This window comes from Parabacteroides sp. AF17-28 (assembly GCF_003479205.1).
Classification (GTDB): domain Bacteria; phylum Bacteroidota; class Bacteroidia; order Bacteroidales; family Tannerellaceae; genus Parabacteroides; species Parabacteroides acidifaciens.
Genome location: NZ_QUGV01000030.1, coordinates 1067 through 17918 on the forward strand (window position 1 = coordinate 1067; position 16852 = coordinate 17918).

Sequence of the window (16852 nt, forward strand, 5' to 3'; positions counted from 1 at the left end):
TTGCCGTGAAGTAACGCTTCATCACTCTGAAGGTTGACTTTGTGCTATATGAAGTCCGACTTCAGAGCAACAAAGTGCCGGATCAGAGCGATAAAGTCCCTCTTCATGGCGATAAGGTGCCGGATCATAGGAAAAAGCTCCTTTTTGACAGCTGAAAAGTGGCTTAACATTTGTTTTGTTTCGGATGTTTTTTTACCCTGAAAAATACGTTTTATACAATAAGCCCACCTGCCGCAGGCTCTCTTTTGCCGTTTCGTTTCAATGAACGGTTTTAGAGCTTAGAGGCAAAGCCTCTTCCTCTGTGGACTTCAGAAGGATGTGTCAAAAGTCCTATTTATAGCGGCTGTGTCCTGGCGGCCCTAACCCGCCATCTCATCCTAATCACTGTAATCAGTTTAGTATAAGGTTGCGGGGCAAGCCCGCAATGACACGCTAAAGCGTTAGAACTTACTTTTGACACATCCCCCAAAAGAGAGCCTGCGGCAGGGGGACTTATTGTATAAAACGTATTTTTCAGGTCCAGAAGGCATCCGAAACAAAACAAATGTTAATCCGTTTTTTTGAGCTCAAAAATGCACTTTTTCCACTTTTCCGGGAGTTTTCCGCCATCACGACCGTCCTCTTTGCCATTGCGACCGTGCTAATCTTTGCGAGGTGCCGAGTGCACGGACCATTAGGACGGTCGCAATGGCGATTATGACCGTCTTCTTTTGAAAAACGACCGTCCTCACGGCAAAAAACCATGAAAATTTCCTTGGGATATTTGGAACGCCGTCCGTTTTATTTTGCTACAGGCGATTCTCCGGGAGTTAAGGTTTATCACTTTGCTTGTGTTTCCGGTTTTCGATAATCAAATTGTACGCTTTTGGGAATTGTCTCGGCACCTCATTTTGTCCGGTGTCAGCCGGACAAGTTAAAACCGTGAAAAGAGTCAATCCAAAATCGATCAACTTTTCGGATGAAATAGAAAAACAGCCCAAAAGGGGGGTTATTGTATTTCTCCCGATTTGCAGAAGATTCAGAATCCGCTAAAATATGAATTATTATACCAGGGTGGATGGGAAGTTTTTTTTAATGGAAAGAAGACCTTAGTTCTGGTAGGACTAAGACTTTTAAAGAGTACAAATAAGTCTCGTAAGGAATATTTCGGCTGTTTCAAGGCTTTATCGTTGTTTTCAGAGAGAAAAAGAGAGAATATATTTTGCAAGAATATCACTTTGGTTAATTTTAATATCATTTTTGAAAACAATTGGTAGTTTTATATCTCTAATTTTGCCACGGTAGCAAACAGAAGGTAAAAAAAGCCAGAGTCCTACCAGAACTAATTCAGTTGTCATTTTTAAATCATTTGCCTATGAAGAGATATAAAGAACGTGCTTAAACAGTTTCATTAAAGAGAGTTAGAGTAATTTATATTGTTAAATTAAATTTTAATATTATGATCAAATCGATATGCAACAGCCTATTACCTAAGGCTGTGTTATTATCAGTATTTTTAAGCCCCGGATATGTCATTTCAAAAACACATGCTGAGACATATCCTATCAACGGTATAGAACAGGCAGCCGGTAAAATAAGCGGCCGGGTAGTCGATGCAAAAGGGGAACCCATACCTGGTGCAAACATTGCAGTAAAAGGTACCACTATCGGTACTATTACAGATATGGATGGTAATTTTTCCATAGATGTTAATCCAAATCAAATACTTACAATCAGTTTCATCGGATACGAAACAAAAACCGTAACCGTAACCAATCAGAAAACATTAAATGTCGTTCTGAAAGAAAACGTAAATGAACTGGACGAACTCGTTGTCGTCAGTTACGGTACCCAGAAAAAGAGAGATTTGACAGGGTCCGTATCCAAAATTGATGCAGATGAATTGGAGAATCTTCCGGTAGGACAGTTTGCTCAAAAACTACAAGGCCAGATAGCTGGTGTGCAAATCAACCAGTCAACCGGACAGCCAGGTAAAGGTATGGGATTCCGTATTCGTGGGGCCGCCTCCATAAACGGTGGAAGTTCGCCTTTATTTGTTGTGGACGGAATTCCTGTCAACATGGATCTTAGTAGCATTAATCCGGATGAAATCGAAACATTTTCTATCCTAAAAGACGCCGCAGCAACCTCATTATATGGATCACGTGCAGCCAATGGCGTTGTGCTGATCACTACTAAAAGAGGAAAACAAGGTAAAACGCAGGTAGACGTCAACGCTACATTCGGTATTCAGACTTTGAATGGATTGAAAACTCCGGATGTTATGAACGGAGAAGAGTTTGCTCAATACAAAAAAGAATATTATGAAGATGCTGCCAGATATGAAGGTTATACCGGTGGCGTACCCGAGCAATATCAAAATCCGTCACAATATGGTGCAGGAACCAACTGGTATGACTTATTAACGCGCAACGCTGCCACACAAAACTATAGCGTCAGTGTTACAGCTAATAAAGACAAATTCAATACAGCCATCGTATTGGGTTATTTCCGTCAGGACGGTGTTATGTACAACTCTAATTTCGAGCGTTATTCCTTACGTGCAAATAATGATTATCAGGTTAATGACAGGCTGAAATTAGGTTTGAACATCGCTCCTACTCTACAGATCAAAAACAATCAGAATACAGACGGAGGTTGGCAAATACTAAGTGCGGCATTCCTGGCCGATCCGACCGTTAATCCGTATGATGAAAATGGAGATCCTATTCTTTCCTTAAATTCTCCGGGGATGTTTCCTCAGCCGAACTGGGTACGTGTTATACATGAAAAGACCAGTAGAACACAAGATTTGGCTTTGCTTAGCAACGCTTTCGCTGAATTGGATATTTGGGGTGGGATCAAATATAAATTCCAGGCTGGTTTCGATTTAGGAGCAAAGAACTATAGAGACTTCACTCCTTCAACAGCGGGTGGAGCCATGTTTACCGCTCCCCCACAGAAGGCAAGCGGCCAATATAATACCAATTTCCACTATAGCTGGACAATTGAAAACATGTTGATGTATAACCATAAATTCGGAGATCATAATATTGACGCTTTATTAGGTTATAGTGCCCAGAAGTATTCAAACGAATACAACCAATTAACAGCGACAGATTTCCCAAGTGACGATATCCCATGGATGGGAGCCGGCGCCACCAAAAACGGTGACAATAACATCGAACAATGGACTTTGGCCTCTGTCATCGCACGTGCGAACTATAGCTTCAAAGACCGTTACCTGCTGCAAGCCACATTCCGACGGGATGGTTGTTCTCGCTTCGGGACCGGTAATAAATATGCGAACTTCCCTTCTGTATCTGCCGGATGGATTGCTTCCGACGAGGCTTTTATGGAACCGGTGACAGATGTAATGAATTATCTGAAAATAAGAGCCAGTTATGGTTTAACCGGTAACTATAATATCGGTAACTACCGGTATATTGCAGGCGTAAGCACTTACAACTACGTTTTAGGCGGTGCGTTAGCTCCGGGAAAGGGATTAGGTAATTTAGGAAATAATGCTCTGACCTGGGAAGAAACAAAACAGTTGGACTTGGGTGTCGATCTCGGTTTCCTGAACGACCGCATCTACCTAATGTATGACTACTATAAAAAGAATGTGAACGGACTTTTGTATCAGGTAGATATCCCAAGGGCTTCCGGCTTCTCCAATATCTATTCCAACATCGGAGATTATAAGGCATGGGGACACGAAATTACGTTGCAATCCCGTAATCTTATCGGTGAATTCAAATGGACAACCAATCTGAATATCGCTTTCAACCGCAACGAAATAACCAAAATGGGAACAAACGATACTCCTAAAGGCGGATATTCCAACCAGGAAGATTTCAATCGTCTGGCCGTAGGTGAACCCATTGGTATATTTATGGGATATATATTCGACGGTGTATATATGACAGAAGAAGAGCTCAACAGCCAACCGAAACATGCATCTTCCGAAATCGGTACGGTCCGCATGAAGGATGTCAGCGGTCCTAATGGTGTTCCTGATGGCATAATCGATAATAATGACCGTGTAAAAATCGGTGATCCGAACCCGGATTTCATTTATGGTATGACAAATGAATTCTCCTGGAAAAACTTCGACCTGAGCATTTTGATCAGCGGACAAGTAGGCGGTGACGTTATCAACTCGAACTACGAACATACACTGAATATCGACGGATGCTTTAACGTTCTCAAGCAAGTTGCTAACCGTTGGCGTTCACCGGAAAATCCGGGCGACGGACTTGTTCCAAGAACAAAAGCAGGTACGACTGAATTGTTCCGTTTCAACAATAGCAGTTGGGTGTACGATGCTTCTTACCTAACGATCAAGAATATAACATTAGGATATACAATTCCTATCAAACCGAGCCAGTATCTCTCTAAGCTCCGCGTATATGTGACAGCCCAGCAATTGGCGACATTCACCAAATATCCTGGTATGAACCCGGAAATTGCGATGAACGAGGACATGGGATGGAGCGGACTGGGAGTTGACCGTACGACTTATCCGGTTCCGAGAACATTCAGCATCGGATGTAATATCTCATTCTGACAGGAATATAAATTATAAACTTAAAACGAAAGATCATGAAAAAGATATTTAGTTTAGTCGTTGCATTGTTAACTCTGGCTTCTTGTTCGGAAGATTTTCTGAACCTGACTCCTCAATACTATCCAAACGATGCAACTTTCTTCAAGACCCAGGAGCAGTTTACCCAAGCGGTAAACGGAGCATATTCCGCTTTGCGGGGAGTTTCTGCAAGACAGGGATATCTGATGGGAGAAATGCGTTCCGACAATACGCACTATACCCGTTACAAAGCAGACCGAGGTATTCATATCGTCTATCGTGAAAACATAGCAGACTTTATCGTTGACGACCAAAATCAATGGACAAACGAAATGTATTATGCATGTTACACCGGCATCTCGAGAGCTAACACCATTTTGAACCGTATTGAAGGAACAAGTTTTCCTGAAGATTTCAAAAACAAAACGATCGGAGAAGCTAAATTCATCCGTGCATTTATGTACTTCCAACTGGTACAATGCTACGGAGACGTCCCTCTGCATTTAGAAGAAGTGACAGGATCCGATAACGCGTTCTTACCCCGTTCTTCGGTAAACGATGTATATGCCGCAATCATTAATGATGTGAAAGATGCGATCGAAAAACTCCCGACTGTAAAGTTCCCGCAAAACGGAGCTGCGACCCAGGGAGCAGCAAAGATGTTGTATGCCTATGTCCTGATGACAAAGCCCGACAAAGACTATGCAACAGCAGAAGGACAGTTAAAAGAAATCATGAATATGGGATATGAACTGCTCCCCGACTATGCAGACATATACGATACATCCAAAAAGAACGGAAAAGAATCGATCTTTGAAATTCAATACCAGATGGGCGACCAGGGACAGCAAAGCGACTGGCTGTACTATTTCATTCCGAAAACAACTAATGCGGAAATCATTACAGGCGTTCCCGATTGCAGTACGTTGCTGACAGGCGGCTGGAATGTCCCGACACCGGAAATGATCGCTTCTTACGAACCAGGCGATCTCCGTGTAGATCCTTCTATTGCCGTAGCCGTCGGAACCCTCGATGCGGCTAATGCATTGGTCGTAGCTGATGTTCTAAAAATTGGAGATCCGAAAATCAACGATTATCCCGCTTCTTATCCGTTCATCAATAAGTATCGTCACGGACACTCGAAAATAGAGAATACAGACGACAACTGGCCGGTTTACCGCTATGCAGACTGCTTGTTACTATTGGCCGAATGCATGGTAGAACAAGGCCGCGCCGGCGATGCAGTACCCTATGTCAATCAAGTACGTGCCCGTGCCGGATTACCGGCAGTTACGACGGTCAATGCTGATGTGGTGGCCAACGAACGCCGCCATGAACTGGCATTTGAGAACCACCGCTGGTACGACTTGTTGAGAACAGGTAAGGCTATCGAAGTGATGACTGCTTACGGAAAATACATCAAAACGGTCGACACCGAACTTCCGGATCGCACTTATCAGATAAAACCGGAGTATCTGCTTTATCCGATTCCTTACAATGAATTGCAATTAAACGATCAGCTTAAGCAAAATCCTGGTTATTAATATTCACATTAACAAAAAGACCTTTACTTTTGTAGTGAAGGTCTTTTTTTACTATTATCACCATGAATACACAACACATTATCAGAAACTTTATGTTTGCCATAGCAGGAGGCCTGCTATCTCTCGGTGCGACCGGTTGCAAGGACAACAAGGTTGAAACGGCAGACAACTTCGCAACATTGGAAGCACAGTTCGCCGACCCTTCGTCCGAGTACCGCACAGCCCCCTTTATGGTGTGGAACGGGAAAGTCACGGAAGCCGAGATAGACCGTATGCTGAAGGAATTTAAAGACGCCGGTTGCGGAGGGGCCTTCATCCATCCCCGTCCGGGACTGATCACCGAATATATGTCCGACGAATGGTATTCCCTTTTCCGCCATGCCGTAGACAAAGGGAAAGAGATGGGACTGGACATCTGGATATATGACGAGAACTCCTACCCGAGCGGCTTTGCCGGCGGACATGTGCCGGAAGAAATGCCCGAATCATACAACCAGGGGCAGGGACTTGTCCTGACGAAAGCGGACCTGCTGCCGGACAAAACGGACGAGTATTTCATCATCCTGAAAAAGGAAGGGGACAAATGGACCGACATCACACAGACGTTAGGCGCATACAAAAAAGCAAAAGGGGAATATTATCTCTACAAAAAGACCTCTCTGGGAAAATCGGACTGGTATGGCGGTTACTCCTACGTCGACCTGCTTGTGCCCGGCGTCACCGAGAAGTTCATCGATGTCACGATGAAAGGATACGAGAAAACGATTAAAGAGGAATTCGGGAAATCCGTTTTCGGCGTCTTCTCCGATGAGCCTAACATCAGCAGTCCGGGCGGCCTGCGCTGGACTCCCGACCTGTTCGAGGTATTCCAAAAGCAATGGGGATACGATCTTCTCCCGCTCCTTCCGCTCCTCAACGAAGAGACAGGCAACTGGAAACAGGTGCGCCACAACTATATGGAAACGCTGTTGCAGATGTTCGTCGACCGCTGGTCCAAGCCCTGGCACAACTATTGCGAGGCCAATAACCTGAAATGGACAGGCCATTACTGGGAACACGGCTGGCCACAGATGAACGACGGCCCCGACAACATGGCGATGTACGCCTGGCATCAGGTCCCGGCAATCGACATGCTTTTCAACCAGTTCAACGAAACCAGTCCGCAAGCGCAGTTCGGAAATATCCGGGCCGTAAAGGAATTACGCAGTGCCGCCAACCAGACGGGACGCTCACGCACGCTCAGCGAAACCTATGGCGGCGGCGGATGGGACGAAACGTTCAAAGACTTCAAACGGTTGGGCGACTGGGAATATGTCTTAGGCGTAAACTTCATGAACCAGCACCTGGCGCACATGACACTGACAGGGGCGCGCAAATACGACTATCCGCCCGTCTTCACCTATCATTCCCCCTGGTGGTCGAACTACCGCGAGCTGAACGACTACTACGGACGCCTCTCGTTAGTCATGAGCAAAGGCATCCAGAAGAACGATATCCTGGTACTGGAACCCAACTCGACACTGTGGAGCTACTACGTCCATGCCGGAAGTTCCCCGAAACTGATGGAGATAGGGACCGCATTCCAGGCGTTTGTAACGACTTTGGAAAAGAATCAGGTGGAATATGACCTCGGTTCCGAAAACATCATCAAAGACCAGGGAAAGGTCGAAAACGGCCGTTTCATCGTGGGCAAGGCATCCTATTCGACACTTGTCCTGCCCCCAATGATGGAAACAGTGAACAAACCGACCTTCGACCTCCTCAGCCGGTTCGTCGAACAGGGAGGTAAGATCGTTGCCTTCTCCTCTCCCACCCGGATAGACGGAGCAGTCGACAACGGACTGTCGGAACTGCTTTCCAAGGCAGCCGTTACCACACTTCCCGGATTGTCCCGGGATGTGATCGGCAAGTATTTCTCTTCCGATAAGTTCCGGATCAGCTTCAACGGTGGTAACCTGTACCACCAGCGCCGCCTGTTTGCAGACGGGGAATTGCTTTTCCTTGTCAACTCTTCGATGGACGAAGCCGTCAACGGAATGCTTTCGATACCGGGTAAAGCCGTTCTGGAAATGGATGCTTTAAGCGGTGAAATTTATACATATCCGTCTTCAAAAGAGGGGGACAAGCAAAACGTATCCTTTACGATTGAACCGGCGGGAAGCCTTCTGCTCTACTGCCCTTCCAAGCGTGCAGGGAACTATCCGGCACGCCCTCAGAAAGCAGGGAACAGTCCGCTTACGGCAACCGGCCAGACCGTTGTCAGCCGCCTGAAAGACAATGCACTGACAATCGACTTCTGCGACGTGACAGTAAAAGGGCAAACGCATAAGAAAGTGCACTTCTCACAGGCCGCCGACATCGCTTTCAAGGCGCATGGATTCGCGAACGGCAATCCCTGGAACACCTCCGTCCAATACAAACGGAACATTCTGGATCGCGACAACTTCAAGGATGGCGGTTTTACGGCTTCCTATCATTTCACGGTAAACGATGCATTCGACTATTCCGGAATGAAGCTCGTGGCCGAACGTCCCGAACTGTTCACCGTCAAAGTAAACGGCAGCACCGTCAAAGCCATTCCGGGCGAATGGTGGCTGGACCGCTCCTTCGGTGTCTACCCGATCGGCGAGTTAGTGAAGAAAGGCAATAATACGGTCGAGCTCAGCATCAGCCCGATGAGCATCTTTGCGGAGATAGAACCTGTCTACATCACCGGAAACTTCTCGGTAGTACCCGAAAAAGAAGGATGGAGCATCAGTACCCCGCAAACATCTTTCACATTAGGCAGCTGGAAAGAACAGCAACAGCCGTTCTACTCCTGGGATATGAGCTATAGCAAGAACTATACCGTAAACAACCTGACAGGACGGTATGCCGTCAAACTGAACAAGTGGAGCGGCACGGTTGCCGAAGTATATGTCAACGGACAAAAGGCCGGTATCATCGCTTTCGACCCCTGGCAGTTGGATGTTACGCCCTATCTGAAAGAGGGAGACAACAACATCGACGTGCATGTGATCGGCAGCCTGAAGAACCTGTTAGGCCCGCATTACAAGAATCCGGCTCCCGGCTTAGCTTCGCCCTGGCACTGGAAAAACGTAAACAAACCGATACCCGGAAACGAATATCAGATGATGGACTACGGGTTGAAGGAAGATTTCGAATTAATACATTAACAAAGTCAGTACCATGAAAACGAAACCATTTAGCATTTGTATCCTGTTCATCCTCTTTCCGGTCCTTTTACAGGCGACGGGTACTCATTCCGTGTACAACCTGCGGTGCGAACATGAGGAAGAGCCGTTGGGAATCGAAACACCTCAGCCCCGCTTCAGCTGGCAGATACAGGCACAAGAACGTAACTTCGAGCAATCGGCCTGGCAGATACTCGTAGCCGACTCGCCGGAAAAGCTGCAAGCCGGTGACGGGAATATCTGGGACAGCGGGAAAAACAACTCCTCATCCTCCGTTCTTGTCCCCTTCAACGGGAAGGAACTGAAAGCCGGACAAGTATATTACTGGAAAGTAAAAAGCTGGGATAAAGAAGGAAATCCCTCGCCCTGGAGCCTGATCCACCGGTTCGGCATGGGGCTTCTTTCGGAGAATGACTGGAACAATGCTAAATGGATCACATGGGAAAAAGACAGGAAAGATGAAATAATCACGACCGGATTGCACGGCCTGACCAACGTGGACCGCGCCCTGAAAGGGAAAAAGACCGGCATGTACCGGCTGCCACAGTTCCGGAAAGAGTTTGCAGTCCAAAAGCCGGTGAAGCGGGCGGTCGCATACGTTTCCGGACTCGGACATTTCGATATGTTCCTCAACGGGGATAAGGTCGGCAACAATTTCCTCGATCCGGGATGGACGAAGTATGACAAATGCGCCCTATATGTCTCCTTCGATATTACCGGGCAGTTGCAGCAGGGACAGAACGCAGTCGGCGTCATGCTCGGAAACGGCTTTTTCAACATCCCGCGTGAACGCTATTTCAAACTGCTCGCCTCTTACGGCGCGCCCCGCCTGCTTATGAAAATACAAATAGACTATGCAGACGGCAGCACGCAGACTGTCGTAACCGGTACGGACTGGAAAGCGACGGAAAGCCCCGTCACCTACAGCAGCATTTACGGCGGCGAAGACTACGACGCCAACAAGGAACAGGCCGGCTGGATGCAACCCGGTTTCGACGACCATTCCTGGGATAAAGCCTTAGACACGGGCTGGAAAACGCGGCTTCTCTCCCAACGCTCCGCACCACTGACCGTACGTGACCGGATTCCGACTGTCCGCCTTTTCAAAAACCGGAAGGGACAGTGGGTATATGATTTAGGACAGAACCTCTCCGGCATCGTGCATCTCTCCCTGAACGCCCGGAAGGCGCAACCGGTCAAACTCTATCCCGCTGAACTGCTGAACCCGGACAGTACCGTCAACCAGAGTGCGAGCGGCGCCCCGTTCTGGTTCGGCTACACCCCGAAAGGGAACGGCGCGGAAAGCTGGCAGCCCCGGTTCACTTACTATGGCTTCCGCTACGTACAGGTGGAAGGGGCCGTCCCAGCCGGACAACCCAACCCGGACGGACTGCCTGAAATCACAGAGATTACGGGCCTTCATACCTGCAACTCGGCGGAAAACGCCGGTAGCTTCCATTGCTCAAAACCTTTGTTCAACCAGACGTACGAACTGATCGACTGGGCGATCCGCAGCAATATGGCAAGCGTGTTGACCGACTGTCCGCACCGCGAGAAGTTGGGCTGGTTGGAGGAGGCGCATCTGATGCAATATTCCGTACAATACCGCTACAACCTGGCACGCCTGTATGAAAAGACATTCAACGATATGCGCTCCACGCAGGCCGCCAATGGCATGATACCGACTATCGCCCCCGAACTGGTCGAGTTTGAAGGCGGCTTCAAGGACACGCCGGAATGGGGAAGCACGTTCATCATCAGCCCCTGGTATATCTACCAATGGTATGGCGACACGCGCCTGATCGAGACCTATTATCCGGATATGCAGCGGTACATCGACTACCTGTCTTCAAAAGCCGACGACCATATTATCGCCTACGGCTTAGGAGACTGGTTCGACATCGGCCCCAAAAGCCCGGGAGAGGCACAACTGACTTCAAACGGCGTCACGGCTACCGCCATTTACTATTACGACGTCACGCTGATGGAAAAGATGGCCAATCTTTTAGGCAAGCCGGAAGACGCCCGCCAATACAGCGAGCTGGCCGCCCGGATCAAACAAGCCTTCAACCGGACTTTCTGGAACCCGTCGACCCGCAAGTACGACCGCGACAGCCAGGCGGCAAACGCCGTCGCCCTCTATATGGGGCTGACCACTCCGGAAAACAGGCAACAGGTGTTCAATAACCTGATCGCCGATATACGCAGCCGGAACAATGCCCTGACGGCAGGCGATGTAGGCTACCGTTACGTGCTGCGTGCCCTCGAAGCAGGCGGCGCGTCGGATGTGATCTACGACATGAACTGCAAATACGACACGCCGGGATACGGCTGGCAACTGGCGCACGGGGCGACCGCCCTCACCGAATCGTGGCAAGCATACGGGTTTGTCTCCAACAACCATTTTATGTTAGGCCACCTGATGGAATGGTTGTTCAGCGGGCTGGGCGGCATCCGCCAGCAGGAGGATTCGTTCGGATTCAAGCATATCGTCATCAAGCCCGAACCGGTCGGCGATGTCCGCGAGGCAAACGCATCTTATGAGTCGCCCTACGGACGGATCGTCTCGGACTGGAAAGACAACGAAAAAGAGTTTACGATCCGGGTGGAAGTGCCTGCAAACAGCCGGGCATCCGTCTATCTCCCGTCCGCAGACGCCGGACAGATAACGGAAAGCGACATCCGCCTGCAGGATATTCCCGGTATCGAGTACCGGAAAGAAGGGAACAAATACATCGTGATAACGGTCGGTTCCGGGATTTATACTTTTCATGCAAAGAAAACATAACGATATAAAGACATGATGAACACAGCAGAAAAGAAAGTAAAAGTAGGTTTAATCGGAGTCGGACTGTGCACCTATTGGGATCAGTTCGAGGGGCTGCTTCCCCGGTTAACAGGTTACCAACAAGAGATCGGCAACCGGATATCGGACCTGCAGGCTATCGTTGTCGACGGCGGCATGGTGGACACGCCCGAAAAGGCGATCCGTGCGGCGGAAGAACTGAAAAGCGAGGAGATCGAAATCCTCTTTATCTTCATCTCCACATATGCCCTTTCATCGACGGTCCTTCCCATAGCCCAGCGCATTAAAACGCCGGTTATCCTCTTAAACCTCCAACCCGTAGCGGCGATAGACTACGACTATATCAACGGATTGGGCGACAGGGGGAAAATGACCGGCGAATGGCTGGCTCATTGCCAGGCCTGCTCCACTCCGGAGTTTGCCTGCGTGTTCAACCGGGCGGGCCTCAAATATGATATCATAACGGGATACCTCCGGGAACCGGCAGTCTGGAAAGAAATAGAGAACTGGATCGATGCCGCCCGGGCCGTACGGGGAATGCGCAACAACCGGATGGGAATCCTCGGACACTATTACGGCGGAATGCTGGACGTCTACACCGACACCACCCTCCAATCGACTACCTTCGGCACCCATATCGAGCTGTTGGAGATGTGCGAGTTGAAGGCTTATCGCGATCAGGTGACCGAAGAAGAGCTAAAAGCAAAGCGGCAGGAATTCCGTACGATGTTCGAAGTCGATCCCAACTGCGAAGAGTATGAACTGGACCGTGCCGCCCGGACATCAGTCGCCCTCGACAAGTTAGTCGAAGCGCACCGCCTCGGTTCGATGGCTTATTACTACGAAGGATGGCAGGGCAATGATTACGAGCATATCGTCACGTCGGTCATTGCCGGAAACACGCTGCTCACAGGGCGCGACATCCCTGTTGCCGGAGAATGCGAAGTAAAGAACGTACAAGCAATGAAAATAATGTCCCTTTTAGGAGCAGGCGGTTCTTTCTCCGAACCGTATGCGATGGACTTTAACGATGATGTTGTCTTGTGGGGACACGACGGTCCCGCCCATTTTGCCATCGCGGAAGGAAAAGTAAGCCTCGTCCCCTTGCCCATCTATCATGGCAAGCCGGGCAAAGGTTTGTCTATCCAGATGCGGGTCAAACAGGGTCCCGTCACCTTCCTTTCCGTATGCGAAGGGAAAGAGGGCGTTTTCCTCCTCGCGGCAGAAGGAGAATCGGTCGACGGCCCTACCCTGCAAATAGGAAACACGAACAGCCGCTACCACTTCAGTTGCGGGGCACGCGCCTTTATGGACAACTGGAGCAAAGCCGGCCCCTCCCACCATTGTGCCATCGGCATCGGACACATAGCCGACAAGCTGACAAAAATTGCTTTCCTGTTAGATATTCCGATCGTACGGATTTGCTGAAAAGAGACAGGAAGAAGCTCCGCCGGTTACAAAATGATACATTCCCTTACTGCTCTATCTTCAGAGAGACGGGACCTAACAAGCCACTGTCTCTTAGGGGAGCATCTTTTTCCGGCCATTTCAAGACCCAGGTCTTTCGTTCAGCTTCCGGACGGTTTACATCGTAGACAAGACGGTTGAACCAGGTATTCGTAACTTTCACGACCAATGTGTTTTTCCCTTTCTTCAGATAAGAGGTAACATCCATCTCGTAAGGCATAGTCCAGGCAACGCCTACCTTTTGTCCGTTCAGATAGACTTCGGCAATCCGCTGCACATCGCCTAAGTCGAGCCGATAGGTCCGGTTCTTATCTATTTTTTTAACTTCAAACTGAGTGGAATAGGTGGCCGTACCGGAGAAGGCTTTCCCTTCCGCCGGAATGTCCAGGTCTTTCCAGGATTTCAATACGGGAAGGGAGATGGAAGCCGGTGCTCCCCAGCCCTCCGGAAAACGGAGTTTCCAAGGACCATTTAAAGGCAAGGTGGATACAAGCTGCCGTTCCCGAAGCTCCTGTACCGGACTGCCGGGCGCATTGAAAACGAGAAAACAAGAGCCGGACTGAGGCAAATCTAACTGAACCTGTGTCCTGCCATCGACCGACCGGACAGGGATATCATTCATTTCACCGTTTACCGGATTCCATAACTGGACGTTCCCGCTTACACGGAAATCCAAGGTGCCTTTAAAGCCTTTCCCCTTCGGCGCACAGACATAATACCAGTCCGTATCGCCTGCCCGGCGATGCGACCACAAAGCGTCGGTCTGTCTGACATCCGGCTGAAGATTCAGTGCTGCCAGGCTCTTGTCGAGCGGCATACCCGAAACGATCCGGCCTTTTCCGATTGTATGGATGCCGGGAGCGGTCCAGATCCGGCGGACGGCTTTATTCAACCGGTCGGAAGCCTCTTTGCCACCCATCAGGGTAGCCAATCCGGCAGGAGCGTCACCGATGACAGTCGCTCCGGCGTCGATCAGGGCATACAGTTTTTCCACCGTTTCAGGCAACATACGGGTCGTCTCGGGCAACCACAAAACACTGTAGCTGATCCCCTCCGGCGTAACGATACGTCCGTCCCGGACAGACAAGCGGCTCAACAGGACATCCGTATTGCAGTAATCATATTTGAAACCTGCCGGAAAAGGGAACTCCTGGTTCGGTTTATGGTCTATCTCATCTCCCAGATACCACAGGACATCGGAAACCGGTTTTCCCCGCTCCAGCAAATACCCGCATCTTGCCAGATAGGTAGTGAAGTCAGGCATGTATTTCCACCAGGTCTGCCCGCGCAGGAAAGGCGTACCGATACCGGCCCCCGAAAACGAAGTGCCGGGAGGCAGGAAGCCGACCTGCGGGTTGTGCGTATAGGTATGGAAGATCAGGTGCGTCACCCCTTCTATGCTATTTACGTTCGCCACTTCCTTCAACATCGGGAACGATTCGTCCCAGGTATGGCTGAAAGAGGTAAAGGCCTCGGCTGCCACACGCGGTTTGCCGTAGATACGGGCGGCGGAAGCGGCGGGTTTAATCGGTTTAAAGTTCAGCGAACCGACATAGTTTTCGGTCATCGGTTGCCAGAATTCACACATGGGGACATCCGCATATTTATAATATTCGAGGATATCTGCCGGGAATACATCTCCGCCCGCCGTCTCATACGAAATGGACATACCCTGCTCTTTCGCCCTGTTGGCCATGTTGCCAAAGAAATTATCCACAAACAGGCCGTTGATTACCTGCCTCCAGTCGTTCAGGAAGCGGGTGGTCGTTTCCGGATCGTCGACCACATAACCGAAAAGGGCCGGCAGCCATTTCCGCAGCGGGTAACGGGTTCTCTTCTCAAACTCCTCCTCCATACGGGCGGTCCAGGTTTGCGTCCTGCATTCCCAGCTATCGAAAAGGACGCCTTTCAGCAGACCGCCGGCCAACGGACCGTTGGAGAGCCTTCCCAGGTATCCGTCAAACTGTGCGTTGGAACCATCCAAAGAGAACTTGTCGCATTCCCAGCCGGTTCCTTCCGCCGGTGCAGGGCCGTTCTTCATTCCCGTATTGACATGTCCCACCCGCAGGATCGTCCACTTGCCGGCAGGCGCTTCCCATTCCAAAAGACCGTCGGCATTCATCTTGCCGGTGAGGTCATAGATTTGATCCGTATGCAGGTAAGCGTCATCGGCATAGCGGATGGCATCTCCTTTCCGTTCCATCGTACGTAATGTCCACGCCGCTTCCGACTCCCAGTTGTTCTTGCGGGCTGCCGAGAACAGGCGTAAGGATTGCAACGCCATATCATGTTTATTTACGATGCTGATGCGGTATTTCTTCGCCCCCTTTACTTCCTTGCATGAGAGAGAAATCGTCCGGTCGTCCTGCCAGTTGCTTTGCGGCATTTCGGTATTCAGGACCTCGACGCTCCCTCCTTCCGGCATGACAGCTTCCATTTTCAGGCTGACTCCCGGCTCGAAACACCAGCTATGGTTCATTTGCCGGACGGAAGACAATTCGATTGTCCGGACAACAGTCTCCTCCGGATAGGCTATTTCCAGCCAGTAAGGGCCATTGGCGGCGGGAGACAGGTTCAACGGCTTCTCAGCCTTTCCCTGCAAATAATCCGTCCAGTTGCATTCCACATTACTGGTGATCCCGTCCGCCTGTAACGGTTCGCCCGTATCGCCATCCGGAGTCGGGAAAGCCAGGACAACCACATCCCGGTAGTCCCGCCAGTCTTCTCCGCTCGGTTGTGGTACGGGGAGCTGCTTATGTAAAGCGCCTGCCGTCACGTCCGTCCGGCTCCAAACCAAATGGCGCATGGCATTTTCCGGCTTAATCCAGGGACCGCCGGCCATTGCCCATCCCGGACAACCCTGCATCGTAAACCGCAATCCCAACCGTTTGCACTCCTCGGCGGTATGCTTAACCGCATGATCCCACAAAGGACTCAGGCAGGCAATTTGGGAATCCGTTCCCGGCCAGACAGTACCGAATTGCCCATGAAACAGCTGTATCCCGGAAAAACCGGCTGCGGCAATCGCTTCCAGATCGGCGGTGATACCTTTTAAGGAAACATTTCCACCGATATAATGGAACCATGTCTCCGGATAGAAAACTTTATCGGGAGCAGAAAAGGCTGCTTTATCCGCTTCTCCGAAAGGCTTATCCAGAACCTCCGGTGAAGGGACCACAGGAACCTGCGCACTCAGGATGCACACAGACAACAATAAGAAAGCGGTGTACAGCAAGCGCCGTACCGGGTGAAGTTTTTCCATATCTGATTATCT

6 protein-coding genes are annotated in these 16852 nt (G+C 49.7%); 5 read left to right on the top strand and 1 reads right to left on the bottom strand.

The window, feature by feature from the left end:
- Positions 1 to 1438 precede the first annotated feature (1438 nt).
- From DWW90_RS17595 to DWW90_RS17615, 5 genes are all read left to right on the top strand, one after another.
- The gene (locus DWW90_RS17595; protein ID WP_122345922.1) at positions 1439 to 4549 is read left to right on the top strand and encodes a TonB-dependent receptor; all 3111 of its coding nucleotides are present in this window, start codon (positions 1439 to 1441) and stop codon (positions 4547 to 4549) included.
- 35 nt (positions 4550 to 4584) lie between these two features.
- Positions 4585 to 6111 (top strand): RagB/SusD family nutrient uptake outer membrane protein, encoded by a 1527-nt coding sequence (locus DWW90_RS17600; protein WP_122345923.1) that lies wholly within the window; start codon positions 4585 to 4587, stop codon positions 6109 to 6111.
- Positions 6112 to 6173: 62 nt separating this feature from the next.
- A complete protein-coding gene (locus DWW90_RS17605; protein WP_122345924.1) occupies positions 6174 to 9287 on the top strand; it encodes a glycosyl hydrolase in 3114 nt (1037 codons plus the stop codon).
- 13 nt (positions 9288 to 9300) lie between these two features.
- The gene (locus tag DWW90_RS17610; protein ID WP_122345925.1) at positions 9301 to 12093 is read left to right on the top strand and encodes a family 78 glycoside hydrolase catalytic domain; all 2793 of its coding nucleotides are present in this window, start codon (positions 9301 to 9303) and stop codon (positions 12091 to 12093) included.
- A 15-nt stretch (positions 12094 to 12108) separates the two neighbouring features.
- The gene (locus tag DWW90_RS17615; RefSeq protein ID WP_122345951.1) at positions 12109 to 13539 is read left to right on the top strand and encodes an L-fucose/L-arabinose isomerase family protein; all 1431 of its coding nucleotides are present in this window, start codon (positions 12109 to 12111) and stop codon (positions 13537 to 13539) included.
- 46 nt (positions 13540 to 13585) lie between these two features.
- Here DWW90_RS17615 and DWW90_RS17620 read toward each other — a convergent pair whose 3' ends face one another.
- Positions 13586 to 16840: a glycosyl hydrolase gene (locus DWW90_RS17620; RefSeq protein ID WP_122345926.1), complete on the bottom strand. Its 3255-nt coding sequence runs from the start codon at positions 16838 to 16840 to the stop codon at positions 13586 to 13588.
- Between the last annotated feature and the right edge of the window lie 12 nt (positions 16841 to 16852).

Excerpts from the sequence above, each read along its gene's own strand:
- DWW90_RS17595 (WP_122345922.1), top strand. The coding sequence starts at position 1,439 with ATGATCAAATCGATATGCAACAGCCTATTACCTAAGGCTGTGTTATTA.
- DWW90_RS17600 (WP_122345923.1), top strand. The coding sequence starts at position 4,585 with ATGAAAAAGATATTTAGTTTAGTCGTTGCATTGTTAACTCTGGCTTCT.
- DWW90_RS17605 (WP_122345924.1), top strand. The coding sequence starts at position 6,174 with ATGAATACACAACACATTATCAGAAACTTTATGTTTGCCATAGCAGGA.
- DWW90_RS17610 (WP_122345925.1), top strand. The coding sequence starts at position 9,301 with ATGAAAACGAAACCATTTAGCATTTGTATCCTGTTCATCCTCTTTCCG.
- DWW90_RS17615 (WP_122345951.1), top strand. The coding sequence starts at position 12,109 with ATGAACACAGCAGAAAAGAAAGTAAAAGTAGGTTTAATCGGAGTCGGA.
- DWW90_RS17620 (WP_122345926.1), bottom strand. The coding sequence starts at position 16,840 with ATGGAAAAACTTCACCCGGTACGGCGCTTGCTGTACACCGCTTTCTTA.